The organism is Rhodococcus sp. JVH1 (assembly GCF_000280725.2).
Lineage (GTDB): Bacteria > Actinomycetota > Actinomycetes > Mycobacteriales > Mycobacteriaceae > Rhodococcus_F > Rhodococcus_F jostii_A.
On sequence record NZ_CP166289.1, the window covers coordinates 511,838 to 533,699 of the forward strand.

Consider the following 21,862-nt stretch of genomic DNA (forward strand, 5'->3'; position numbering starts at 1 on the left):
GAACGCGGCGTCGCCCTCACCGACGCGGGGGCAGCTTCGACCCGAACTCGTCAAGGCCGTGCTCGATCGGTCTCGACGCCGAGTTGACATCCCACCTGGCTGCACACGAGTCGACCCTGCCGCCCGTGAGGTCGCCCCCCGGGCAGCGCGCCGATGATCGTCGTCACCGAGATCAGTTGCGTTAACTCTGTTTTACCTCGAATCGACCCGTTAGAATTGGGTCTTCGCAGGAGACGATATCGAAGGCCACAACGCGGTCCTCGAGGACCCAGCGGCCGGAAGGTATCACCACAGCAGCGCCCCACCGAGCTCGGACCCGACCAGTCCCGCCGCAGCATCCTCGCATTCCGAAAGGGGCTTCCTCCCCGTGGCCGGGACGTCAGATTGCAGCGGCGAGCCGGTCAAGCTCTCTTTTGGGCTAGCGGGTGCACCCATAAAACGCGCGGGCCGTGGGTCCTAAGACAGATGGCCGTCCACCCGGCGTGGGATACCCCACGGGTTCGCGTCGACGAGTGCGGGAGGCAGGTGCGCTTCATGCACCGATTGGTATGCGACCGGCCGCAGGAACCGCCGAATCGCGGTAGCTCCGACTGAGGTGTGAACGGAGTTGGTGGCCGGGTAGGGGCCACCGTGGTGTTGGGCCCAACTGACGGCGACACCGGTGGGCCATCCGTTCGAGATGACGCGCCCCGCGTAGCGCGCAAGCGCGTCGAGCAGTGCTGCGGCATCGGGGTCATCGTCGGTGCCGTGGACGGTCGCCGTCAGCGTGCCCGGCAGGACAGCCATCGTCGCGTCGAGTTCCGCGATCGATGTGTAAGTCACGATCAATCCGAACGGACCGAAGCACTCTTTGAGCAGGGCTTCTGGGCTTCGATGCAACGCCCGAGCGTCGGTCACGCCGATCACCGGGCGGACCGACAGATCGTCCAGATCGCTCTGCTCGGGTGATGACACCGGCCGAACGTCCGGGTGCTCGAGGATCTCCCGGGACACATCGAGGAAGGATTTGCGAATTCCTTTGTGCAACAGACGGAATGAATCTTCTGCGATCGCGGTTCGGACGAGCCATTCGATCGAACTCTGGTCGGGGACGAACAGAATCCCCGGTTTGGTACAGAACTGACCGGCGCCGAGGAGTAGTGATTCGAGGAATTGGCCCGCGATCTTTCCCGACCGTTCCGCAGCCGCAGCAGGTGTCACGAACACCGGGTTGATACTGCCGAGCTCGCCGTAGAACGGGATAGGGTGCGGCCGACCGGCTGCCAGATCTGCCAGAGCCCGGCCACCCGATGTCGAACCGGTGAACCCGACGGCCGTGATGCGCGGATCCTGAACGAGCAGACGTCCGATGGCGGCGCCCCGCACTACCCCGAACGTGCCGTCTGGGGCGCCGCCCGCACGAAGTCCCTCGTCGATCGCCCGCGCGTAGGCGGCGGTCAATCGAGGCTGAGCGGGATGTGCTTTCGCGACGACGGGACAGCCGGCGGCCAACGCCGAAGCGGTATCTCCACCGCCGAGCCCGAACGCGAACGGAAAGTTACTCGCACCGAACACCGCGGCGGGTCCCGTGGGTACAAGCATCCGCCGCAGATCGGGGCGCGGAGCGGGTAGCGCGTCCGGATCTGCTGTGTCGATGATGGCCTCCAGCCAGGAGCCCTCCTCGACGACATCGGCGAACATTCGAAGCTGCATCGTGGTCCGCGAGACCTCGCCGCGAAGGCGCGCCTCGGGAAGCGAACTGTCGGCGGCCGCCAGCGGCACCAGTTCCGCGCCGTTTGCGTCGAGTGCGTCGGCCATCGACCGCAGAATCTGTGCCCGCCGGCTCGGGTCTGTTCGGGCGAGTGACGTCGCGGCGGTCTCCGCGGCCGAGAGAATCCGCTCGTAATCCTCTGTGTTGGTGTCTGGAAGGGTCTCTATCGCAGTGGTTTCCATTGCTATTCCTGTCAAGTTCGGAGCGTCCCGTGCTGAGGATGTGGGCCTCAGTGTGCGGGAGAACGAGTGTGACGCCATACCTCCACATGGAGATGGTGTGAGTGCAGTCACGAGGCCAGGATTGGCATCACACGAGGTACCGAATGACTTTGGAGGACGACGATGACCGCAACGACGGGCCCACTTGCGGGGGTTCGGGTACTGGATATGACACGTCTGGCACCCGGACCGTACGCGAGCATGCTGCTCGCGGATCTCGGTGCAGACGTGATCGCGATCGGTGGTGGTCGTTCCGGGCTTCCGGTGCCGGCACTGTCTCGAGGCAAGGAATTCATATCGCTGGATCTCAAGACCGAGGACGGCCGCCAGGCGCTGCGAACGCTCGTCTCGGAAGCTGACATTTTCATGGAGGGATTCCGGCCCGGTGTTGCGGACAGGCTGGGCGCCGGCTACGCGGAACTGTCGGCCCTCAATCCGGGACTCGTCTACTGCAGCGTGACGGGCTACGGCCAGGACGGACCGATGGCGCAACGCGCCGGTCACGACATCAACTACCTCGCGATCGGGGGTGCCCTCGGTACCTTCGGCCCATCGGATCAACCGCCGGTCCCGCCTTTGAACCTGGTCGCCGACTTCGCGGGAGGTGGGTTGCTGTCGGCCTTCGGCATTCTGGGCGCGTTGTACGACAGGACTCGAACAGGCAAGGGCCGGTATATCGATTCCGCCATGGTCGACGGCGTCCTGTCGATGATGGGAATGAACTTCGTCGATTGGCAGACGCCGACGCTGCCCGGCCGCGGACGTGGCGTACTGGTCGGGTCGATGCCGTTCTATCGGTGCTATCGCTGTTCCGATGGTCGATACGTCGCGGTGGGTGCCCTGGAGGTGGCATTTTTCGAGCGATTGTGGACCACCCTCGACCTCGGAGCCGTACCGAATCATTTCGACGAGTCCACCTGGGACCTCATCGAGAAGTCGCTGACCGCCGAGTTCGAGAAGAAGACGATGGTGGAGTGGACCGCGGTGTTCGCCGACGTGGATGCGTGCGTGACACCGGTGCTCGAACCGCATGAGCTGTCCACGTTCGACCAGATCGTGGCCAGGGATCCGGGATTCGCACTGGATTCGGTCCCGGTGGTCCCCGTGTTCTCCGGCGGACCGAAACGGCGCGTCACCGACACCCGCGTCAAGACCGAAGAAGTCCTGCGCCGCGCCGGACTTCCCGAAGATGTCGCCGGCCGTGCCGCCGCCGACGGCGTCCCACCCTCCGTGACGGGTCTGAGCTGGCCACCGCTGTGACCGTCGACTCCCGAATCATCACATTCCCCGCAGACACCAGGAGCAATTCATGAGTATCGAACACCGCGAGTTCCGCGCGAGCGTCCGCAAACTCGCGCAGACCAAGATCGCACCGCACGCCGCCGACGTGGATGACAAGGAGCGATTCCCGTCGGAATCGTGGGCGGCCCTGTGCAGCAACGACCTTCCCGGACTTGCGCATCCCGAGAGCCTCGGTGGGAGCGGAGCCGATCTCCTCTCCCAGGTCATCGCAGTGGAGGAAGTCGCAGCATCGTGCGCAAGCTCGGCGCTGGTGATGCTGGTCAACTGGGCGGGCACGTCCACAGTGCTGAGTCAGGGCTCCGACGAGTTGAAGCAACTGGTGGTACCAGGTGTCGCGTCGGGCTCCGCCGGCGCTGCGTGGTGCATGACCGAGCCGCGCGTGGGATCGGACCTGTCGGCGATCGCGACGACCGCAATACAGGATGGTTCCGACTGGATTCTGAATGGGCAGAAGCGATTTATCAGTAATGCGCCGTGGGCCGACTGGTACGTGGTCCTGGCGAAGACCGGCGACAAGTCGCTCGGTGTCTTCATCGTGCACAAGGACGATGACGGCGTCAGCTTCGGCGCGCCCGAGAAGAAGATGGGAATGCGCGGCAGTCCGACGGCCGATGTCGTCCTCGACGGATGTCGGCTTCCCGCTGTTCGTGTCGTCAATGATCCCAATAAGGGGTTCCAGTACATCTCCGCGGAACTGAACGGCAGCCGCGCACTCATCGCGGCGCAGGCCCTCGGAATTGCGCAGGGCGCTTTCGACGCCGCCGTCTCGTACACGACGAACCGCGACCAGTTCGGCCAGCCCATTTCGCGCTTCCAGCTTCTTCGAGGCATGGTCGCCGATATGGCCGTCAAGATCGAGTCGGCTCGTTCGCTGCTTTACGACGCGGTCCATCTCATTCAGGACGGGGACCCAGCGGCGCGTGCGAAGGTGGCCATGGCGAAGCTGCTGTGCAGCGACAATGCCATGTCGGTGACCACCGATGCGCTACAACTGCACGGCGGTTACGGCTATGTGCGTGACTATCCGGTGGAGCGGATGATGCGCGACGCCAAGATCACTCAGATCTATGAGGGCACCAATCAGATTCAGCGACTTCTCATCGCCAAATCGGTTTACGGAAAGTAGGGCGTTGTGCAACACATTCAACAGCAAGCGCTGAGCGGCATCCGAGTACTCGATCTCGGCGAGATCATGCAGGCCCCCGTTGCGGCACAGGTTCTCGGCGACCTTGGCGCCGAAGTGATCAAGGTCGAGCGAGGTGTCAATGGAGACATGCTGAGGGGCCTGGATCGCGATTCACTCGAGGCAGGTCGCCCAGGCGCCTACTTCGCCGCGGTCAACCGCAACAAGCGCAGCATCGCACTCAATCTGAAATCTGCTGAGGGAAAGGACATTCTGCATCAGCTGCTCGCGGAGACGGATGTTCTCATCCACAGCTACCGGACCGCGGCGGTCGAACGGCTCGGGTTGACATACGACGACCTGCAGGAGCGTTACCCCAGGCTTGTCTACGGTACCGCGACCGGATTCGGGGAAACCGGGCCGTATGCCCACAAGGCCGGCCAGGACATGCTCGCGCAGGCGCTCAGCGGGATGGCGAGGTCGTGCGGCGACCCGTCGATCTCGGCGTACGTGCATCCGGTACCGACGGTCGATTATGCATCGGGTATGGCTCTGGCGCAAGGGATTTTGGCCGCACTGTTCGAACGCGAGCGTTCCGGCCGTGGCCAGAAGGTCAGCGTCAACCTCTTCGATACGGCACTGTCGCTGCAGACCCTCGAAAGTGCCTCGCTGCTGATGGACCGGCGTGAGACCAACTGGGTGACGGATTGGTACAGCGGCATCTTCGAGACGACAGACGGTTTGCTGCTGGTGCTCGGCCTGTTCCGCGAGAACCCCCTGCAGCTGGCGTGCAAAGCACTCGGCATCGACGATCTGTCCGTCCAGCCATCCTTCGCGTCGCCACAGCTCCAGGCCGAGAACAAGGAGGCCGCCAACGCGGTCCTACGTCCACTGATCGCGCGGCTGAGCACCACCGGGGCGGCGGAATTGTTCGACGGGGTCGACCTGCTGTGCGCACCGCTGCTCACCCTGCAGGAGGCGCTCGATCATCCCCAGACACGCCACAACGCCACACTCGTCGACGTCGATGTCGAGGGCGTGCGGACGACCCGCCTGATCGGCAGTCCCGTCACTTTGTCCCGAACGCCCGCACAGGTACGCCGAGGGGTGCCCGCGGTGGGTGAACATTCCGACGAAATCCTTCACGAGCTCGGAGTATCCGAGTCACGTGTCCAGATATTGCGCAGCAAGGAAGTAATCCGATGAGTAATGCGACGCAGACGGACCCGGCGAGCCCGGCCACCGGCCCGACTACCGGCACGGCCACAGCGATGGTGCTCGAAGGGTTCGGGCAGGCCATGGCCTCGAGGACGTTCCCACGCGTGGATCCCGACGCCGGCGCGGTCGTCGTCGACGTGACGCACGCGGGAATCTGTGGAACGGACATCCACCTGCAGCAGGGTCGCCTGCCCATTCCGGTGCCGGTCATCCTGGGGCACGAGGCGGTCGGTCGAGTGCACGCCCTCGGCGAGGGTGTCAGGACGGACGCGCGTGGCGAGGAGCTTCGCGTCGGAGATGCGGTGTCGTGGGCGTCCAACATCCCGTGTGGGCACTGCTACTACTGCGAGGATCAGCAGGAACCGTCACTGTGCGAGACCCGCAAGGTGTACGGCATCAATCAGTCTTCGGCCGACTGGCCCCACCTGTCGGGTGGGTGGTCCGAGCAGATTTACCTCCAGCCCGGCTCGACGATCGTCCGCATCCCGTCCTCGGTGACACCGCAGCAGGTGATCGCTCTCGGCTGTGCCGGACCGACTGCCGTCCACGCGGTGAACAGTATCGCCAAGCCTGACGCAGGCAATGTCGTCGTGGTACAGGGCAGCGGACCGGTCGGACTGGCGTGCGCCATGTACGCCACGCTCGCCGGGGCGGCGAAGGTGATCATCGTCGGCGGACCGGCCAACCGTCTGGAGGTCGCGCGGACGGCGGGCATCGGCGACATCCACATCGACATCTTCGCTGAGACGGATCGAGCGGCCCGCCTGGACCGAATTCTCGCGGAAACGCCGGGCGGGCGGGGTGCCGACGTCGTCATCGAGGCCGCCGGCGTACCGACGGCGGTGTCCGAGGGCATCGACATCGCCCGGCGCGGGGGCAAGTACCTCGTCGTCGGGCAGTACACGGACCACGGCACCACTCCGATCAACCCCCACTACATCACGAAGAAGCAGCTGCAGGTGCTGGGAAGCTGGGCGTTCTCCCCGCACAACCACCTCGAATACGTCGAATCGCTACCTCGGCTGGCAGCACGGTTCGACCTCGCCTCGATGGTCACCGAGTACCCGCTCGGGAAGGCGGAAGAGGCCATGGGTGACATGCGGGACGGGCGCACACTCAAGTCGGTTCTCGTGACCGGAGGTCAGTTGTGACCGGCTCCCGGTACACCGCCGCCATCGACGCGATGCTCGAGCGTATCGACTCGACCGCCAAGCAGACCAGCGGCAAGTTCCCGCACTACAGTGACCCTGAGTCCGGCGAATGGACGACCACCGCCGACGGAAACTGGACGGGAGGATTCTGGGGCGGCCTCGCCGCACTCGGCTTCGTGGCGTCCGGCGAGGAGCGCCTGTCGCGACTCGCCGACGAGATCACCGAGCAGGTCCTGCCCCGGGAGAGCTCCGACACCGCCTTCCGCGGCTTCCTCTTCTGGTATGGCGCGGCGGTCAACCACCTCGTCACCGGAAGCGACTGCGCGGCGCAGACTGCTCTGGCCGGTGCCCGCGGGCTGCTCGCAAGCTTCAACGATCGAGCGGGCGTGATCCCGCTCGGCGCGGAAGCGGAGGAAGCAGAAGCGGTCGGCGAGGGCGCCGCGAACATCGACGCCGTCCCGGGCACCGTCGCGCTGCTCTCGTGGGCGTCGGCGCAGACCGGCGACCCGCGGTTCCTCGACGCCGCGATCCGTCACGCGGAGCGGCACATCGAGCTCTGCATCCGGGCGGATGGTTCGGTCTGTCAGTCGGCGCTGTTCGACACGACAAACGGTGCGCTCCTGCGCCGCTACACCCACAAGGGCATGAACGACGACAGCACCTGGGGGCGGGCGCAGGCGTGGGCGATGGTGGCGTACGCCCAGGCCGCGCAGTGGGCGTCGCCGTCCTTCCTGCCGACCGCCGTACGGCTTGCCGACTGGTGGCTGGGCACGCCGACTGCCGGAATCGTGTCATGGGACTTCGACGCCGGCACCGGACCGCACGTCCCGATCGACACGTCCGCCACTGCCATCGCCGCTGCCGCCCTGCTCAAGCTCGCCCGGCTGGTTCCCGACCGGACCGACTTCCGGGACAGGGCCGTCGCCCATGTGGATGCGCTCCTCGACCACCTCACCCCGACCGGACCGCACGACGACAGACCGGCAGGGATCCTCATGGACGGTTGCTTCGACAAACGCCGGGACTTCGCTACGCGGAACGAGCTGATCTGGGGCGACTACTTCCTGCTCGAGTGCCTGATCAGCCTGGACGGCCGGTCCGATACTCTGACACTGTGACCCAGCCGACATGAACGGGTTGCCCAACGCCGGGGGGAAGAAAGATCGAGGAAAGCCGGTGTCGGAAAGTACGCATACCGCAGCTCACGAGTTCAAGCACTCGGATGTCAGGACGTCCATCCTCGACGACCTCGCGCTCTCGCGTGCCGAACTGCTCGTCCTGACGGACGAAGCGTCGGCCATGACCACGGCAGGTCAGCGCATCCGGGAGATCGGCGACTTCGACATGTCGCTCGTAGGGCGCATCGAGGTCGACGGCGCGATGGTTCACCGCAGTTGGCAGGGGACGAAGAGCAACGCTCTGCACCGACTGGTGGTGCCGGAGGGGGTCGGACTCGGCGGAAAGAGCATCATGCTGCAGAAACCTGTCTGGGTCCGGGACTACCTGTCCGACGCCGGAATCACTCACGACTTCGACGCGCTCGTGGCGCAGGAGTCACTGCGAGGAATGCTCGCAGTGCCCATGGTGTACGAAGGTCGTGTCCTCGGTGCCGTGTACGTAGGCACCCGCGAATATTCGTCATTCGGTGATCGAGTCATCGCGGAGATCCAATCGACCGCCGCGACGGCCGCCGTCACTCTCGTCAGCGCACAGAGGGCCGCAGCTCAGACGGAGCTCGCGATCGAGGCCGAACGGAATCGGCTTGCCGAATCCCTGCACGATTCCGTGAGCCCGGTCCTCTTCCGGATCGGTGCCGAACTGCAGAGTCTGCGTGCACTGGGCGACGCTCAGGCGATCCACGATCGGCTGGAGGAGATCACTGATCAGGTACACGCCGTCAATGCGTCGATTCGCAGGTCACTGACCGACCTCAGCGCGCGACCCCCCGAGCGGGAACTCCCAGTCGGCATCGAGGAGGACTGCCAGTCGTTCGCGCTTCGGACCGGTATCCCGGCCCGTTTCGTACCACTGACAGAATCTCCGGATCTCGACGTGAGCCGCGTCGAGGCCCTCCAGCGACTGGTCCGGGAGGCGCTCGTCAACGTCGAAAAGCACGCCGACGCATCCACAGTGGTGGTCAGCCTGTCGGTTCGGTCGGGCAGAGTGACGGTCGTCATCAGCGACGACGGCCGGGGCGTGGACGGGGCCGACGACCCGGTGCGAGGGAGCCAATTGGGGCTCGGGCTGGCCGCAGGACGGCTCGAGCGGCTCGGTGGCGGCATGTCCGTAGTCAGCGACGACGAAAACGGCACCACCGTGCGCGGCTGGGTAGACGCAATCGACGGGTCGGGTGCATGACCGAGCCGTCGAAGACGATCCGCATCCTCGTCGTCGACGATCATCCGATCGTGCGCGGGGGGGTCGAACTTCTCGCGCGAGAGGACGAGAACCTCGAAGTCGTAGGAGGTGCACTGACCGGCGCCGCGGCGGTCGAGCTGGCCCGCACCCTCCCCGTCGACGTCATCCTCCTCGATCTGCGACTTCCCGATATCCCTGCACCCGAACTCATTCCGCGACTACGGCGGGTCGCGCCGCACGCGCGGATACTGCTGTTCACCGCGTTCGCCGATCACGGCGCCATCGATCTGTTGATGGAGGCGGGTGCGGACGGATGCCTCGTCAAGGACATCAGCGGGCAGGACTTCGCCACGGCCATTCACCGCGTGTCCGGCGGAATCCGGGTTGTCGACCCAAGACTGGCCGGATCGCGAAGAGTCGTGACATCCGAGGCTCTTTACCGGGCCGGCCTGACTCGGCGCGAGTACGAGGTGCTGCGTTTCGCGGCAATGGGTAACAGCAACCCCGAAATCGCTCAGGAACTGTCCCTTGCGCGGAACACCGTAAAAACCTATTTGCAGAGCGCCATGCAGAAACTGAACGCGCGAAATCGTGTCGAAGCCATTGCGCGTGCCCACGAACTTCGCTTGCTCTGAACGTAATTCGTTCACCAGGCGACACATCCCCACCTCTCCACCTGGAGATGTTGTGTGTCCTGGATCACCCATACATTCGAGCCACAGGAATCATTCCGCAATCGTGGCAACGGAGGCCATACATGTTCACAATGTCCCAAACCTCGAAAGTCGGATTTGCCAGCGGTGTCGGTACGACAGTCGAATGGTACGACTTCTTCATCTACGGCACCGCGGCCGGACTCGTGTTCAACAAGATCTTCTTCCCCGAGTTCGACTCCCTGATCGGCACTTTGCTCGCCTTCGCCACGTTCTCCGCCGCCTTCGTTGCGCGTCCGATCGGCGGAGTGGTGTTCGGCCACTTCGGTGACCGGATCGGACGGAAGTCGATGCTCGTCATCACCCTGACCATCATGGGCTTCACCACCCTCGGAGTCGGGCTGCTCCCGAGCTACGAGTCCATCGGCGTCGCCGCGCCGATCATTCTCGTGACCCTGCGCTTCGTGCAGGGCCTCGCGCTCGGTGGCGAGATCGGCGGGGCGATTCTCATGGCCGTCGAACACGCGCCCGCCGGCAAACGCGGCTACTACGGCAGCTGGGTGCAGATGGGGGTGCCGGCGGGATTGATGTTGGGCAACACGGTCTTCCTGTTGATGGCCGGACTTTCTCCCGAAGCGTTCGAATCCTGGGGTTGGCGAATTCCCTTTCTGATCGGGGGTGCGTTCGTCGCGATCGGCCTCTTCGTCCGACTGCACGTCGGCGAAAGCCCGAACTTCGATCGCGTCAAGAAGAACGCAAAGTTGGAGAAGCTGCCCATCGGGGTGGTCCTTCGCCACTACCCCACGCAGGTCCTCCTGACCTGTGGTGCTTACTTCGCCATCGGGGTCACCTTCTACGGCACCACGGTATTCGGTCTCAGCTACGGCGTCGCGCAGGTCGGCTACACGCGGAACCAGATGCTGACACTCGTCCTCGTCGCCATGGCGGTCACGTTCGTCGCGCTGCCGTTCTTCGGCAAACTGTCGGACTCCTACGGCAGGAAGCCGGTGTTCCTGGCAGGAGTCGTCGCAATGCTGCTGTTCACCTTTCCGTGGTTCTGGCTGGTGAACAGTGGATCCTTCCTGCTGGCGATGGTCGGGTTCGTGGCGTTCTGTCTCGCCTTCTCGACCTCCTACGGCCCGCTCGCAGCCTTCTTCGCCGAAGCTTTCGACACCCGCATCCGCTACACCGGAATCTCCTTCGGGTACACGATCGGCACCCTTGCCTCGAGCGCTCCCGCGCCGATCGTCGCCACGTACCTGCTGGATCGCACCGGCTCCTACGTCGCCGTCGCGCTGTTCATGGTCGCAATGTGCGCCATCTCCGTCGTCTGTGTGATCTCCATGCGGGAGACCTACCGGCAAGATCTGTCCGATAACGACGAAGCCGCGGGCCAGGAGCGATTGTCACCGACTTCCACGTAGACGGCTTCGCCACCCGTACACCTCATTTGGTGTCTCTCCGTAGGTCGGGTCCGGTCGGGTAACTGTGGTCACCCCGAGGCCGAGTGTCGCGAGCGCGATAACCGACCTCGGGGGCGTGGGGCCCGCAGTGTCGGGCTTCGGCGAACCGCGCCGAGACCAGATCCGAGAGCAAGCTCCACAGCCCACAACTAAGAAATGCGTGCAGTTCGCCATCCCGGGCCGTAGCTTGTCACGAAGCTACCGGAACGATCACATTCCGGACTCCAGCAGTCTGAGCTTCTCGGATAATCTGCGGCACCTCTTTCAAGTGGAAACGCTTATGGTTGGTAACGCACAATGCGTAACATTGAGAGAAAAGACGATCAGATCTTCCCCATAGGTAACGATTTGGGTTTAGCGGCAGATCGCCGGACAACATTGTATCGTTTCTACCAAGGTCGCATTCCGCCGACCCCGAGAAGCCTGAGGAGAACCGACAGTGGCTGCGCCTGCGCGATTGATCATCGATACAGATCCGGGAATTGACGATGCGCTGGCGCTGGCTCTGGCGGTGGCGAGCCCAGAGGTCGATCTGATTGCCGTCACCACGGTCGCGGGAAACGCTCCAGTCGAGGACGCGACCGACAACGCGCTTCGGCTTTTGCGTGCACTCGGGCGGGACGACATTCCAGTCGCGGCGGGCGCAAACCGAGCGCTCGTCCGCATCGGAATGCACAACCAGCCCTCACCGCACGGCGAGAACGGGCTGGGCGGGGTCGAACTTCCTGCGCCGACCCGTGCTTTGTCCGAGGAACACGCCGTCGGACTCCTCGCGTCGGTGCTCCGTGAGGCCGCACCGCGGTCCGTGACGATCGCGGCGATCGGTCCGTTGACCAACATCGCCCTGCTCGTCGCCATACACCCCGAGTTGATCGACCGGATCGACAAGCTGGTGATCATGGGAGGGAGCACCGGCCGGGGCAACATCACACCGGTTGCAGAGTTCAACATCTGGTCCGACCCCGAGGCGGCGCAACGTGTCTTCGCGTGTTCGCATCTCGAAACCTGGCTCCTGGGACTCGATGTCACGCGACGTTCGACTCTGGACGAGACAGCGCTCGCAATGCTCGAGGCGCGGTCACATACCGGGTCACTCCTCGCAACGATGATCCGAGGCTACGGCGACATTCAGGCGGACGGCTGGCCCATGCACGACGCCTTGGTGATCGCAGCGATTGTCGACCCTGCGATCGTTCGATTGCAGACCGCGACAGTCGAAGTCGAGACCGGTGTCGGTGTCGGTCGCGGACAGACGGTGTGCACGCTGTCCGGCTCCGCCATCCCTTCCGGAGGGTGTGCCACGCCGGGTACCCGTTTGGCGGTCGATCTGGATGTCGACCGATTCCGTGCCCTCGTGCTCACCCGCGTCGCCGGTCTCGCTGTGGCACCGGCCTGAAGAGGCCGAACGACGGCGCGTAGCGGACACTGCAAAAGGGTGCCGTTGGGCCAGGCGTTCGTGCGAACTCACACTTCTACGAGCGCCCCCGCCACATCGGCGGGCAGACGGACGTGCCGAGGTCGTGTGGGGTAACCGATCGCCACGGCGCCGAGCGGCTTCCAGTCCGACGGCACACCCAACTCCGTGCGCACGATCTCCGGCGCAAAGATGGTGGATCCGACCCAACAACTGCCCACTTCCCTTGCGGCGAGGGAAACCAGAAGTCCTTGTACCGCCGCGCCGACCGCCACAGTGAACATCGTCGACTCGGCGCGCCGACGGTGCGCGTCCGGGTAGTCGTGGGCGCCGTCCGGCACACAGAACGGGACGATAACTTCCGGAGCATCGAACAGAATGCCGCCGCGGGCGATCCGCCGCTCCACCTGCTCCGGGGGCAAGCCGTCAGCGGTCAGATCGATCCGCCACTGCTCGCGCATGGCGGCGAGGAGTCTCGCGCGTACCTCGTGCGACCGCAACCATACAAATCGCACAGGATGTGTGTGGTGCGGGGCTGGTGCGGTCAGGGATTCGGCAACCGCCTGCGTGATCAGCTCTGGGTCAACCGGCCTGTCGCTGAAAGCGCGAACCGAATGCCGCAGCAATTGAGCCTCACGGCGGCCCTGTGCCAGCGCCTCGGCGGTGCCGAGCCCGAACAAGTCCTCGTGGCCGGAACGCAACAAATCGGTCGCACCTGACCCGTCGTCGTATGATTTCAGTCCCCGCACTACAGCGACGGGGATTCCTGCCACCTTGCCTTTCACCAGATCGGCGGCGGCCGCGAGTTCGTCGGCTATCGCCACCTCGGTCACCTCCAGCACGTTGCCCTGTGCGTCCTTGGTGCCGGCGTAGCCGTGGAGAACCGCGATGCCTGCGCTACCGATCGCCGCGTCGATCTGCCCCCGGCGCCACGCGCGGCCCATCGTGTCCGTGATGATCACCGCCACGCTGACACCGAGCAGATGCTGCAACCCCGACCGAATCGACTGCGCGCTCTCATCGGGGTTCTCTGGTAGTAGTGCCAATTCGTGCGAGAAGACGTTGGACCCATCGATTCCCGAAGCGGCCTGCACAATCCCCAGACGGTTCTCAGTGATGACGGTTGACCCCTTGCGGGCAACGACACGAACGGCTTCCTGCTCGACCAGAAGCGCCCGGAACGCCTCACGATCCTGAGCTCGTGTCGGCGCATCGACGATTCGTCCCTCGGCCTTGGACACAATCTTGCTCGTGATCACGACGATGTCGTCGTCAACCAACCAAGGCGCCTGGTGAGCGATCTGTTCGGCAACGTCGTCTCCCGACCGGAACTCCGGAAGGCCAGTCACCGGAAATACATGGAGTCCGCTAACAGAGCCGTGGTCGGGGACGTCCTGGGCTCCCGAAGTCTGAGGGGCCGACTTCATCGGTTCTGCAATCGAGGAGTTCGGACAATCCGATCCTCTTCTACAAGTCGCAACTTCGCCTGTCGCAGTAGTTTTTCCCGCTGTCTCTCCACGAGTTCAGGAGTCACGTTCGACGACAACAGTGCGGTCAATTGCTTGAAGTACGGTCGCGGAGGTACCCCGAAGGTAGCGAATATGTCATCCGCGGTTCCGCCACCGAATGGCAGCCAGCGGCGGGCAAAATCGATCATCGCAACCTCGTGTTTGTCCATGAACGCGAACTCACGCGCCGACCCCAGAGCAGCCATGCGGGCGCCGAACCCCAACCCCCGGACCGTGCGCAGGTCGGAGGCGGTATCCACGTCTGACCTCAGCGAAGGCCATTCACCCTCGAGAATCATGGCGCCCGACGCCTGGTGAGCGAGCGCCGAACCGATGCCAAAGGCCGGGAACAGTCCTTCGCCCGCCGCCGATAGCAGCAACGTTGTGCCCTTTCCATCCCGGTCGGCGCAGAACGCACGCCTGCCGTCGGCAGCCGAGATGAATGCGGACAATTCGCGATCCCGAAGCGCTGGAAGATCGGCGGGCAACGCCCCTACTACTCGGCCCGGGCGCTCCCGGTCCAACAGGGCCGCGCCGTGGTTCAATGCCGCGTTCACCCCGCCGGCCGGCTCGTTTCCCAGTACGCGTGCACCGAGCCGTTCGACGCTGCGCGCCACGACAGGGTCCGGCGTGACGACGAGCACCGAGTCGACCGCTCGTGCCCGCAGCGCAGCGCAAACCGTGTCGAGCACGATCGCCAGGACCAGCCTCTTGTGCGCGTTCATCTTTCCGGTACCGCCGTCAGCCGCGCCCCGGAGTCGTGTTTTCGCCTCGGAGAGTGACTTGACCGGAATTATCAGGTCAACAGGATACGGATTCGCCATTACAAGACTCGGATTCTCGGGTGGGTCTTTCACATTGTCGGTTACCGCGCGGAGGCGGGGAGGTCTTCGCAGCTGGAGAGCAGGCTCGCTGCGGCCGCGTCCAGGAACACCCGGGTCGCGTGCGAACCCAGCACCCCCGCTGCTGGTAGCTGCTGGGGGGTCGGCCCCTGCTCCATCAGCGTCGCGACTGCAGACGCCTTGGCGTCGCCGGTAGTCATCAGCCATACTTCGCGGGAGCGCGTTATCGCCGACAGGGTCAGCGAAATCCGGGTGCTCGGCGGCTTCGGACAGTTGTACACCGCCACCACTTCACGTTGCTTCTCCAGCACTGCCGGTGAGTCCGGGAAGATCGAGGCGACGTGACCTTCCTCGCCCATCCCGAGGAGGCAGATGTCGAACAGAGGCGTCCTGTCCAGGCGACCGTACGCGCACAGTAGCGCCTGGTAGGCGTTTGCAACTGCGGTGGCGTCGTTGCCGAAGCCGCCGTCGGAGGGCGCCATGACGTGGACACGGCTCGGGTCCACGGGCAGGTGGTCCAGTAGGGCCTCGCGCGCCTGCTTCTCGTTACGGTCGGGGTGATGTCGGGACACGAAGCGTTCGTCGCCCCAGAAGAAGTTCACTCGATGCCAGTTGACGATGTCGCGATTCGGGGCGGTGCATAGTCTCTCGAGCACCGCTGTCCCGGTGCGTCCTCCGGTGAGCACCAACGACGCGTAGGCGCGCTCTTCCTGCGCCTGGGCAAGAGTCGAAAGCAACCTCGACGCGACGTCACCGGCGAGCTGTTCGCCGTCGTCGTAGATATAGGGGATCGGCTTGGTGGGAGCGGAAGCGGTTCTTGTTGTTGTCATCTGAGGATCACCTCTGGTGAGTGTGTGGGCGCACCGTGCAGATCGAGCGGGTGGGTGGGCGGCGTCAGGTAGTTGGTCGTGCGCCGTCGCAGGCGGCGGCCGATTCCCTGCACCACCGCGTCCAGGTCTGTCTCGTCGAGTTGCTGGCCGTGGGCTGCGCCGGCGGCGCGGCTGATGTTCTCGTCCATCAACGTCCCACCGACGTCGTTCACGCCGGCTTGGAGCAGTTGACGGACCCCGTCGAGTCCGAGCTTGACCCACGACGCCTGCACGTTGTCGATGAGCCCGTCGTAGACGATTCGCGCAATCGCATGGACCAGCACTACTTCTCGCCAGGTCGGACCACGACGCGCACCTCGCTTGAGGTAGATCGGAGCCGCCATGTGTACGAACGGAAGACCGACGAACTCGGTGAACCCTCCGGTCTCACGCTGGAGTTCTCGGGTGCGGATGAAGTGGCGCGCCCAGTGCACGGGCTCCTCGACGGTTCCGAACATCATCGTCACGTTCGACGTCAGGCCCATCGAGTGGGCGACGCGGTGACATTCGAGCCACTCCTCGGTGCCGATCTTGTCCGGGCAGAGGATCGCCCGGACGTCGTCGTCGAGGATTTCCGCGGCGGTGCCCGGGAGCGACTTCAGTCCTGCGTCGACCAATCGCTGCAGGTACTTCTCGAGCGGCTCCCCGAGCCGCTTGGCTCCTTCGGTGACCTCGAGGGCTGTGAAGCCGTGCACGTGGATATCTGGTACTGCTTCCTTAGCCGCGCGGCAGACGTCGATGTAGAAGTCGCCGTCGAAGGACGGATGGATGCCGCCCTGCAGGCAGACCTCGGTGCACCCGAGATCCCACGCCTCCCGGACACGGGCGGCGACTTCCTGAAGGGTCAGCAGGTACGGCTTGCCTCGCAGGTTCAGCGACAACGGCCCCTTGGAGAACCCACAGAAGGTGCATTTGAAGGTACAGACATTGGTGTAGTTGATGTTTCGGTTCCGCACGAATGTCACGTCGTCACCGACAGCCCTGGAGCGGAGGTGATCGGCGAACTCGGCGACCTCGGCGACCTCTCCCCCACGAGCCTCGAACAGGGTGACGATCTCGTCCACTCCCGGTTCCTGCCCCGAGGCGATACTGTCGAGGACGTCCGTGACGGGCCCACCGAACCCTCGCCTGCGGCTCGGCACCAGATCGGTGGGCGCGAACTCCGACCCGGAGCTCCACACCGTCGAGCGTCGACCGATCTGGACGACTTCCGCCCCGGTGCCGACGTTCTTCGCGTCGGCGTGACTCTCGGGGAACATCGCACCCGGGTCGTCGCGGCCGAGCGACTCGGCGTCCGACCGGTCCATGATCGCGAAGCGCAGACCGGGGTCGATCCATTGGTCGGGGCGGCGCGCGAACTCGGGGTACACGGTGAGGCGGGGTGCGAGGAACTTGCCGTGACGTTCGGTCACCTCACGGAGCCGGTAAAGCGAGGGCCACGGCCGTTCCGGGTTGACGTGGTCGACCGTCACCGGGGACACCCCCCCGAAGTCGTCGATCCCCGCGTCGAGCAGCGGACCGAAGTCTTCCGACAGGTTCGGGGGTGCCTGCAGGTGCACATCCGGCGGCAGGATCAACCGCGCTATCGCGATCGTCCGGAGGAACTCGTCCTGCGGGCAGGCGGGTTCGTTGCGCATCACGGTGTCCGGTTTGGGCATGAAGTTCTGCACGATCACTTCTTGGACGTGCCCGTAACGTCTGTGTAGGTCAGCGATGGCCCGCAGCGCCGTGACACGGTCCTGCGCAGACTCTCCGATGCCGACGAGGATCCCGGTCGTGAAAGGGATCGCGAGTTCGCCCGCGGCCTCCAGCGTGGCCAGCCGGCGTTCCGGTGTCTTGTCGGGCGCACCGCGGTGGGCCATCAGCGTCGGGTTCAACGACTCGATCATCATGCCCTGGCCGGGGCTGACAGTCCGCAGCAGCGACAGAGCATCCGGTGCGAGGGCTCCTGCGTTGGAGTGCGCCAGCAATCCCGTCTCCGCGGTCACGAGCCGGCACATTGCGGCCAGGTACTCGACGGTGGAGCCGTAGCCGTGATCGGCCAGCCATTGGGCCGCGATGCCATATCGGTCTTCGGGCTGTTCCCCCAGCGTGAACAGCGCCTCGTGACATCCCGCCTGCGCTCCCCGCATCGCGATCGCGAGCACCTGATCGGGCGTGAGGTACGGCGCTTCCACGCGTGCGGGTGAGCGGGAGAAGGTGCAGTAACCACACCCGTCGCGGCACAGTGTGGTCAACGGAATGAAGACCTTCGGCGAGTACGTCACCCTCGTGCCGAAGAGTGCATCGCGTAGTGCGGCTGCCCGTTCCATCAACTCCGAGAGGGGACGGGTGAGGACGGTCGCATCATCGACGGACGGTGCGTCGAGGGCGCACCTCGTGGTGCCGCGCTGGTGGATTGTTGACTTCGTACCTATATCGGGACTCATGGTGGGATGCTCTCTACGCCTCTACCGTGTGATGGAAACCCCTCGAGCGCGCTCGGCGGCTCCCACTTCGATCGATCAGAACAACTGGTACTCACTGCCGAACACTTCGCTGACGGATCCGCCTCGGAAGACCTGGCTGATCGAGTCGGCGAGGACGCCGGCGCAGGACAGCACGCGGACGTTGGCCGGTGCCTGGGGCGACAGCGCGATCGTGTCGGTCACGACGATCTCGTCGAACGGCGATGCGGCGAGGTTGTCGTAGGCCTGGCCGCTGAACACCGGGTGGGTCGCTGCGGCGAACACCCTCGACGCTCCTGCCCTCATCACCATTTCCCCCGCAGCACGGAGCGTGCCGGCGGTATCGATCATGTCGTCGACGATGATCGCGGTCTTGCCGCGTACATCTCCGATCACGTGACCTATCTCGGCGACCTGATGCCTCGGGCGTTCCTTGTCGAGAATCGCGAGATCGGCGCCGACGCACTTGGCGAAACTCTTGTTCAGCTTCACCCGTCCGGCGTCGGGCGCCACCACTACGAGGTCCTCCATCTCGAGATCGATGAAATGCTGAGCGAGCAACCTCATCGCCGTCATGTGGTCCACCGGGATCTTGAACATGCCCTGGAGCTGTCCGGCATGCAGGTCCATCGCCAGGAGTCGGTCTGCTCCCGCCGATTCGAGCATCCGGGCGACCATCCGCGCGGAAATCGGCTCTCGCGGGGCGCTCTGCTTGTCCTGCCGCGAGTACCCGTACCACGGCGTGACGGCGATGACGCGGTGTGCACTGGCAGCCACCGCGGCGTCGATCATCACCATCAGCTCCATCAGTGCGTCGTTGGTGGTGACCCCGGTATCAGCATTGGTACAGGTCGGCTGAACAATGAAGACGTCGGCGTCGCGGATCGACTCCTCGAACCGGCAGTACACCTCCCCGTTCGAGAAGGTCTTCAGCACAACCGGACTCAGCCCCACGCCCAGCTCAGCACCGATCGCTTTCGCGATGTCGGGGTTGGCCCGACCGGAAAACAGTTTCAACCGCTTGCCGTAACTCATCGGCATGCTCGTTGCGGTACCCATGGACGTAGCGCTGTCCGCACCACTCCTTGTCGGGATGCTTCTCAAGGCGGCCACCGTTAAGGACCTCACTGTCGTATTGGTGGAAGGTAGTACTGATGTGCATGTCCTCGACGCGCGGCGACGCCGGTCAGAGCAGTCCTCGGCCGAGGATGTATGCACCGCGGAGATCGGACCCCTCGTACTCGATCGTTGCAAGCTCACGGACCCGGGGGCTCGCATTGACGGCCACCGTGTTCGGAAGCATTCCGAACAGCGGGATGTCGGACGTGGAGTCGCCGTAAGCGACGCAGTCCCGTTCGGCGAGCCCATATTCCGCGAGTAACTTGCTGACGATCGAGATCTTGTCTTCGGCGCTGAGGAGACTCTCAGGGCCGACCTCGCTCCTCAAGGCCACCTGCGCGCCGAACGCCGAATCAGCACCCCACCCGGTCAGACGTTCCACGAAGAACTGGGGTGACTGAGAGATGACGGTGCTGTATTCGCCACGGTTGCGGATATCGGCGAATACTTCGACCACGCCGCCGATCCACGGGGAGGCGGCGAACGCGCCATCGATGTCTGCCTCGCTGAGCCCTTCCCACAGTGGAAGACAGAGTTCCCAGAAACGCACATCGCTGATCTCGCCCTCGAGCCAGGATTGCTCGATCAGCTCGCCCGCAGCGAGTTCTCCAACCGCTCTCGAGATCTCGATCGAAGCGGTGGACTGCAGGAGGGTGCCGTCCATGTCGAAGACGTGCAGCTTAGTCATCTGTGAACCTAACTGTGTGTGTGGAACGAGTTACAAGCCTGCCCGGGGCCGACGAGCAGGGCGCTGTGAAGGTTGCGCCCGGCCGCCGGCAGCTCTCAGGAGAGTGCGAGTTCAGCGTCGTTGTGCAGGGGTGCGATGGCGTCGGCGTAGTAGCTTTCCGGCACCTCCCGCTCACTACGCTCGATCAGCTCGGAGAAATCCCACTTCCGCAGCAACTTGCCGTTACGGAACACCGGCTGCAGGATGTTCTCCTCCGGCGAGATCGACTCCCGCGGCACCGTCTGATACTCACCCTGCGACAGTCGCAACCCGAGGCGGCCTCGCTTGGACGCCTTCATCGCATCCCCGGTCGGCGCCTTCGCGATACCCCGCCACTCACCATTGACACACACCGCGGATGCCTTCTGCCCGAAATTCATCGTGTCCCGGTTGCAGTGCTGCAACAGGCCACCGCCCATACCGAAGATCGCGTTCTCCGCCGACAAACCGCGGCGCTCGAGTTCGGCATACACCCTTGGGAGACTGTCACGATTGACCCCGTCACCCTGCACTACCCGCACATAGTCGGGCAGCACCTTGAAACCCTTGCTGTTGGTGGTGTACCCGAAGCTGTCCATCAACCACTCTGTCGTGTCCGCGGTTACCTGTACCACGTCACCCGAGTCCGGGCGCACCCCGACCAGTCCGGGGAAGTTCCGGACTACCTCGGCGAGCTCGCGGCCGATAATATTCTTGACCGCGTTCTCGTGGTCGTAGGTGTCGGTCAGCAGCAACGCCACCCCGCTCGGTGCGTGCACCTCGAGCATGTTCCGCATAGCCGCGGCCTCGTTCTCACGCCCCCACGCACAGAAACTGGCGTGCTCGGAGTTCGGGCCGGAATTCGCCGGCGCGACCGCGTTGTAGTACTCCTTCGCCGCGAGAATCCCTGGCACGGTGTCACTCTGGTTGAAATTGACCAGGTGCGCCAACCCACCGAGCGCGGCCGACTGCTGCGAGCTCACCCCGCGGGCGCCGTAGTCGTGCAGACAGTGCCGCAGAATTTCGGGGTGATCGGAGGTCCGGGCCAACGCTTCCTTGATGACCTGCTTGGCCAGCCAGCTGATGGTGCCAACCGTGGTCGGGTACCACACCCCACGCAGCAGGGAGGTCTCGAAGAAGCTCGTCACCCAAAAGTACTTCGGGTCGGTGTTGATGATCTGCACCAGCACGTTGCGGGTCGGCATCACCAGACCCTCGGGCACCGCCTCGATCTCCACCGGCAAGAACCCATCGTGATCGTTGAGGATCCCCAGCCAATTCTCCCGATTGAAGTGCATCCCCTGCTCACGGGTGATGCACTCCGCCTGATCGATGTCCCCGAGCGTGATCGGGCGCAGCAGATACTCCCGGATGAAGGCCTGCAAGCCAACGAACATCGTCACCGGGAACTCCCCACCCCGCGACTCGATGTAACTGGACACATACTCCGTCCCAGCCGGATACAACGGGTAATGACAATGCTTGTAACTGTCGGTGTTGATGATGATGTTGTCGTAACTCCGGCCCAATGCCATCGCAATTTCGCCTTTTCTCGTGGTGTGATCGTTGCTACTTCTCTGCTGTCTGGATTCTCCAAGTCCAGGAGAGTTGCCGCGAATGCGGCCCGAACCTTCGCCTTCGAGGTGCTGCGTTCGATCCAGTACCTGATCCTCTATGACGTTGGTTACCAACATGTTTCGGCTCATTACATCTAGCGA

18 protein-coding genes are annotated in these 21,862 nt (G+C 64.3%); 10 read left to right on the forward strand and 8 right to left on the reverse strand.

The window, feature by feature from the left end; genetic code table 11:
* Window positions 1-456 precede the first annotated feature (456 nt).
* Window positions 457-1,932: an aldehyde dehydrogenase (NADP(+)) gene (locus tag JVH1_RS02500; RefSeq protein WP_009479950.1), complete on the reverse strand. Its 1,476-nt coding sequence runs from the start codon at window positions 1,930-1,932 to the stop codon at window positions 457-459.
* Between the two features lie 162 nt (window positions 1,933-2,094).
* Here JVH1_RS02500 and JVH1_RS02505 point away from each other — a divergent pair, with 162 nt between their 5' ends.
* The 9 genes from JVH1_RS02505 (at window position 2,095) to JVH1_RS02545 (ending at window position 12,635) form a co-directional block, all read left to right on the forward strand.
* Window positions 2,095-3,231, forward strand: a complete 1,137-nt coding sequence (locus JVH1_RS02505; RefSeq protein WP_082324892.1) for a CaiB/BaiF CoA-transferase family protein — start codon at window positions 2,095-2,097, stop codon at window positions 3,229-3,231.
* A gap of 49 nt (window positions 3,232-3,280) precedes the next feature.
* Window positions 3,281-4,399 (forward strand): acyl-CoA dehydrogenase family protein, encoded by a 1,119-nt coding sequence (locus tag JVH1_RS02510; protein ID WP_009479948.1) that lies wholly within the window; start codon window positions 3,281-3,283, stop codon window positions 4,397-4,399.
* Window positions 4,400-4,405: 6 nt separating this feature from the next.
* Window positions 4,406-5,602, forward strand: a complete 1,197-nt coding sequence (locus JVH1_RS02515; RefSeq protein WP_009479947.1) for a CaiB/BaiF CoA-transferase family protein — start codon at window positions 4,406-4,408, stop codon at window positions 5,600-5,602.
* Complete coding sequence (locus JVH1_RS02520; RefSeq protein ID WP_009479946.1) at window positions 5,599-6,765, forward strand: zinc-binding dehydrogenase; 1,167 nt, start codon at window positions 5,599-5,601, stop codon at window positions 6,763-6,765. Before JVH1_RS02515 ends, JVH1_RS02520 begins: the two co-directional genes overlap by 4 nt.
* Entirely contained in the window at window positions 6,762-7,883 is a 1,122-nt protein-coding gene (locus JVH1_RS02525; RefSeq protein ID WP_009479945.1) for a glycoside hydrolase family 88 protein, read from the forward strand. Before JVH1_RS02520 ends, JVH1_RS02525 begins: the two co-directional genes overlap by 4 nt.
* Before the next feature lie 58 nt (window positions 7,884-7,941).
* Complete coding sequence (locus JVH1_RS02530; protein ID WP_009479944.1) at window positions 7,942-9,123, forward strand: GAF domain-containing sensor histidine kinase; 1,182 nt, start codon at window positions 7,942-7,944, stop codon at window positions 9,121-9,123.
* Entirely contained in the window at window positions 9,120-9,758 is a 639-nt protein-coding gene (locus tag JVH1_RS02535; RefSeq protein WP_007296717.1) for a response regulator transcription factor, read from the forward strand. Before JVH1_RS02530 ends, JVH1_RS02535 begins: the two co-directional genes overlap by 4 nt.
* A gap of 122 nt (window positions 9,759-9,880) precedes the next feature.
* Window positions 9,881-11,200: an MFS transporter gene (locus JVH1_RS02540; protein WP_009479943.1), complete on the forward strand. Its 1,320-nt coding sequence runs from the start codon at window positions 9,881-9,883 to the stop codon at window positions 11,198-11,200.
* A 478-nt stretch (window positions 11,201-11,678) separates the two neighbouring features.
* Entirely contained in the window at window positions 11,679-12,635 is a 957-nt protein-coding gene (locus JVH1_RS02545; RefSeq protein ID WP_009479942.1) for a nucleoside hydrolase, read from the forward strand.
* 68 nt (window positions 12,636-12,703) lie between these two features.
* Here JVH1_RS02545 and JVH1_RS02550 read toward each other — a convergent pair whose 3' ends face one another.
* The 7 genes from JVH1_RS02550 to JVH1_RS02580 all read right to left on the reverse strand — a co-directional run bounded on the left by JVH1_RS02550 (window position 12,704) and on the right by JVH1_RS02580 (window position 21,679).
* The gene (locus JVH1_RS02550; RefSeq protein ID WP_051033811.1) at window positions 12,704-14,080 is read right to left on the reverse strand and encodes a coenzyme F420-0:L-glutamate ligase; all 1,377 of its coding nucleotides are present in this window, start codon (window positions 14,078-14,080) and stop codon (window positions 12,704-12,706) included.
* Window positions 14,077-14,985 (reverse strand): 2-phospho-L-lactate guanylyltransferase, encoded by a 909-nt coding sequence (cofC, locus tag JVH1_RS02555; protein ID WP_083849901.1) that lies wholly within the window; start codon window positions 14,983-14,985, stop codon window positions 14,077-14,079. Before cofC ends, JVH1_RS02550 begins: the two co-directional genes overlap by 4 nt.
* A gap of 41 nt (window positions 14,986-15,026) precedes the next feature.
* On the reverse strand, window positions 15,027-15,833 hold the full coding sequence (pgl, locus tag JVH1_RS02560) for a 6-phosphogluconolactonase (protein ID WP_009479940.1): 807 nt from the start codon (window positions 15,831-15,833) through the stop codon (window positions 15,027-15,029).
* Entirely contained in the window at window positions 15,830-18,301 is a 2,472-nt protein-coding gene (cofH, locus tag JVH1_RS02565) for a 5-amino-6-(D-ribitylamino)uracil--L-tyrosine 4-hydroxyphenyl transferase CofH (protein ID WP_043782422.1), read from the reverse strand. The genes pgl and cofH overlap by 4 nt, the downstream gene beginning before the upstream one ends.
* A 75-nt stretch (window positions 18,302-18,376) precedes the next feature.
* Window positions 18,377-19,354 carry a ribose-phosphate pyrophosphokinase gene (locus JVH1_RS02570; RefSeq protein WP_009479938.1) on the reverse strand — a complete coding sequence of 326 codons (978 nt, stop codon included), beginning with the start codon at window positions 19,352-19,354 and terminating at the stop codon, window positions 18,377-18,379.
* Window positions 19,355-19,505: 151 nt separating this feature from the next.
* Window positions 19,506-20,126 carry an HAD family phosphatase gene (locus tag JVH1_RS02575; RefSeq protein WP_009479937.1) on the reverse strand — a complete coding sequence of 207 codons (621 nt, stop codon included), beginning with the start codon at window positions 20,124-20,126 and terminating at the stop codon, window positions 19,506-19,508.
* A gap of 95 nt (window positions 20,127-20,221) precedes the next feature.
* Window positions 20,222-21,679 (reverse strand): nicotinate phosphoribosyltransferase, encoded by a 1,458-nt coding sequence (locus JVH1_RS02580; protein ID WP_009479936.1) that lies wholly within the window; start codon window positions 21,677-21,679, stop codon window positions 20,222-20,224.
* Between JVH1_RS02580 and JVH1_RS02585 the strand changes: the two genes are divergently transcribed.
* Window positions 21,617-21,859 (forward strand): hypothetical protein, encoded by a 243-nt coding sequence (locus JVH1_RS02585; protein WP_192817884.1) that lies wholly within the window; start codon window positions 21,617-21,619, stop codon window positions 21,857-21,859. The two genes, JVH1_RS02580 and JVH1_RS02585, sit on opposite strands and share 63 nt — an antisense overlap.
* Window positions 21,860-21,862 lie beyond the last annotated feature (3 nt).

What these genes read in the sequence shown, in the direction of transcription:
- JVH1_RS02500 (WP_009479950.1), bottom strand. Translation starts at nt 1,932, where the DNA reads ATGGAAACCACTGCGATAGAGACCCTTCCAGACACCAACACAGAGGAT.
- JVH1_RS02505 (WP_082324892.1), top strand. Translation starts at nt 2,095, where the DNA reads ATGACCGCAACGACGGGCCCACTTGCGGGGGTTCGGGTACTGGATATG.
- JVH1_RS02510 (WP_009479948.1), top strand. Translation starts at nt 3,281, where the DNA reads ATGAGTATCGAACACCGCGAGTTCCGCGCGAGCGTCCGCAAACTCGCG.
- JVH1_RS02520 (WP_009479946.1), top strand. Translation starts at nt 5,599, where the DNA reads ATGAGTAATGCGACGCAGACGGACCCGGCGAGCCCGGCCACCGGCCCG.
- JVH1_RS02535 (WP_007296717.1), top strand. Translation starts at nt 9,120, where the DNA reads ATGACCGAGCCGTCGAAGACGATCCGCATCCTCGTCGTCGACGATCAT.
- JVH1_RS02540 (WP_009479943.1), top strand. Translation starts at nt 9,881, where the DNA reads ATGTTCACAATGTCCCAAACCTCGAAAGTCGGATTTGCCAGCGGTGTC.
- JVH1_RS02550 (WP_051033811.1), bottom strand. Translation starts at nt 14,080, where the DNA reads ATGAAGTCGGCCCCTCAGACTTCGGGAGCCCAGGACGTCCCCGACCAC.
- cofC (WP_083849901.1), bottom strand. Translation starts at nt 14,985, where the DNA reads ATGGCGAATCCGTATCCTGTTGACCTGATAATTCCGGTCAAGTCACTC.
- pgl (WP_009479940.1), bottom strand. Translation starts at nt 15,833, where the DNA reads ATGACAACAACAAGAACCGCTTCCGCTCCCACCAAGCCGATCCCCTAT.
- cofH (WP_043782422.1), bottom strand. Translation starts at nt 18,301, where the DNA reads ATGAGTCCCGATATAGGTACGAAGTCAACAATCCACCAGCGCGGCACC.
- JVH1_RS02570 (WP_009479938.1), bottom strand. Translation starts at nt 19,354, where the DNA reads ATGAGTTACGGCAAGCGGTTGAAACTGTTTTCCGGTCGGGCCAACCCC.
- JVH1_RS02575 (WP_009479937.1), bottom strand. Translation starts at nt 20,126, where the DNA reads ATGACTAAGCTGCACGTCTTCGACATGGACGGCACCCTCCTGCAGTCC.
- JVH1_RS02585 (WP_192817884.1), top strand. Translation starts at nt 21,617, where the DNA reads ATGACAATGCTTGTAACTGTCGGTGTTGATGATGATGTTGTCGTAACT.
- JVH1_RS02580 (WP_009479936.1), bottom strand. Translation starts at nt 21,679, where the DNA reads ATGGCATTGGGCCGGAGTTACGACAACATCATCATCAACACCGACAGT.